Source organism: Desulfosporosinus nitroreducens, from assembly GCF_023897015.1.
Lineage (GTDB): Bacteria > Bacillota > Desulfitobacteriia > Desulfitobacteriales > Desulfitobacteriaceae > Desulfosporosinus > Desulfosporosinus nitroreducens.
The window spans coordinates 1-2,459 of sequence record NZ_JAMHFY010000071.1 but is presented as its reverse complement, the minus strand read 5'-3'; the positions used below and the strand labels follow the sequence as shown (position 1 = coordinate 2,459).

The following is a 2,459-nucleotide window of genomic DNA, read 5'->3' as shown; positions in this document are numbered from 1 at the left end:
TGTGAATGGTAAACTAAACCATACACATTTACGCCCGTGAAAGCATACAAGTTTCTGCCACAAACCATACAACTTTTTGCCAATAACCATACAACTTAAATCAAATACAGCTATCTGACTTTGTTAGAATAGGAACTAGCAAAGAGGTCAGGAGCTGTTGGAATGAAAGGATTTAAGATGTATAAACAGATACAGCAACTAAAAGAGATTGGATTCACTCGGTCTCGGGCATCCAAGCAGCTGAATATAAATCGAGAAACCGTAACACGGTATTGGAATATGACGGCGGATGAATTTGCCAAACAGCTGTATGGCATTAATCGGGAGCTGCTACTTTCAAAATATGAAGAGATTATCATCAGTTGGCTCAAACAATACCCAACAATGACAGCCGCGCAGGTATGCGATTGGCTAAAGGAGCTTTATCGAGAGGATATCAAAGAGCGCACTGTCAGTCGGTATGTTAAGGGATTAAGAGAGAAATATCATCTCAAAAAGTCCAATCATCCTAGGGATTATGAGGCAGTCGAAGAGCTTCCCATGGGACAGCAATTACAGGTGGACTTTGGTGAAAAGTGGCTACAATCCATTGATGGGCAACGTGTGAAGATTCGCTTTGCAGCCTTCGTATTAGCTCACGCAAGGTACAAATGGGCATTTTTTCAGAGTCGCCCTTTTACAACGAACGATCTGGTTCGCAGTTGTTATGAGTGCTTCAGTTATATCGGAGGAATGCCGCTGGAGCTGGTATTTGATCAGGATAGTATCGTCAGTGTCTCAGAAAACTATGGAGATATTATCCATACGTTTGAGTTCGAGAAGTTCCGGCAGGAATGCAATTTAAAAGTATACCTTTGCCGAGCAGCTGATCCGGAAAGCAAAGGCAAGATCGAGAATGTGGTTAAATTCATCAAGTATAATTTCCTTGAAAACAGGCTCTTTGCCGATGAGGAAATTCTCAACAATTCATTTTTGGCCTGGCTGGATAGAACCGGCAACGCCAAGATTCATAGCACTACCAAAAAGATACCGGAAAAGGTATTTGAGGATGAACGTGAACACCTTCGGCCCCTGCTGGACATCCACTCAAGTAGTGATGTAACCATCTACAGAAACGTTCGAAAAGATAACACCATCGTGTACAACAGTAACCGATACTCTTTACCGCTCGGTACATACAACCACCAAAAAGAGGTCAGCATCGAGGCCAAGAGTGGAAAACTGACCATTATGACTGTATTTGGTGAGTTTATCTATGAACATCCAATCTCAACCGGCAGAGGTCAATTAATTAAAAGCACCAGTCATTCCAGAGATGTTACTGACTCTATGGATAATGCTCAAAACACGGTTGATGAACTACTTCTGTTCAAAGCAACAACATTTTTGCAAACCATTCGAACAGAAAAGGCACGCTATGCCCGTGACCAGTTCAGGCTGTTACAGACATTATGTGATAAGTACGGAGTAGATGATGTACTTAATGCCATTAGTTTTTGTGAGGTGAGCAAGCTTATTGGAACAACCTATGTGAAAGATTTTCTAGAGCACAATGCCAAGCCTAAGCAAACAATTGTCCTTAACGCTATTCCAGTTAGCAACAACAAGTACCACGTAACCACTGAAAAGCGCTCTCTGGATGTTTATGCAAAGGCAGGTGGCAGCCATGAATGAACGGATTGAACGGGTTAATGCGTTGGTGTCAGGAATGCACTTGCCCGCCGTAGATTTGGAAAGCCTTTTCGCTAAAAGGAACAATCTGACGCCCCTAGAAAGCATTGAAGTTTTTCTTACTGAACAGCAACGTCTTCGGACGGAAAAACAAAATCTAATTCGTAGGAAAAGAGCCAATCTACCCGCCGAAAAGACACTTGAAACCTTTGATTTCGGATTTCAACGCAGCGTGTCCAGAGAGCAGATGCTAAGGCTATCCGACATGACTTGGGTAGAGCAAGCATTTAACATTTGTTTATTAGGGCCACCGGGTATCGGAAAGACACATTTGGCCTTAGCATTGGCTGTACAGGCTTTAAACCTAGGTTATGCCGTAGCTTTCACTACCTTAGATGAACTTATGATTACCCTGAAAACCTCGCAAATCTCAACAGCTAGTAAAAGACGTATAAAAACATTCAACTCAGCAGCCCTGGTGATCATCGATGAGATCGGGTTTATGCCACTGTCGACGACAGAAGCCAATTTGTTTTTTGGTTTTGTGTCCTCAATGTCTGAGAAAACATCACTCATCATTACCTCAAATAAGGGCTTTGATGAATGGGCTGACTTTTTAGGGGATGCCACAATTACGACTGCAATTCTAGATCGGTTGATCCACCACTGCGAGATTTTAAACATGACAGGCAACAGCTACAGACTTCAACACAGGAAGACTATTACTCAGAGATAAAATGTTGTATGGTTTGTGGCGAAAAGTTGCTGGTTTTACTTGACTGCTTACA

The 2,459-nt window shown here is 42.4% G+C and carries 2 protein-coding genes; both read left to right on the top strand.

Annotated features, from left to right (window positions below; genetic code table 11):
• The first annotated feature begins 162 nt into the window (after window positions 1-162).
• Window positions 163-1,674: an IS21 family transposase gene (gene istA, locus M8E35_RS26115; RefSeq protein WP_252473893.1), complete on the top strand. Its 1,512-nt coding sequence runs from the start codon at window positions 163-165 to the stop codon at window positions 1,672-1,674.
• Complete coding sequence (gene istB, locus M8E35_RS26110; protein WP_252473892.1) at window positions 1,667-2,407, top strand: IS21-like element helper ATPase IstB; 741 nt, start codon at window positions 1,667-1,669, stop codon at window positions 2,405-2,407. The genes istA and istB overlap by 8 nt, the downstream gene beginning before the upstream one ends.
• Window positions 2,408-2,459: the final 52 nt, after the last annotated feature.

Excerpts from the sequence above, each read along its gene's own strand:
- istA (WP_252473893.1), top strand. The coding sequence starts at position 163 with ATGAAAGGATTTAAGATGTATAAACAGATACAGCAACTAAAAGAGATT.
- istB (WP_252473892.1), top strand. The coding sequence starts at position 1,667 with ATGAATGAACGGATTGAACGGGTTAATGCGTTGGTGTCAGGAATGCAC.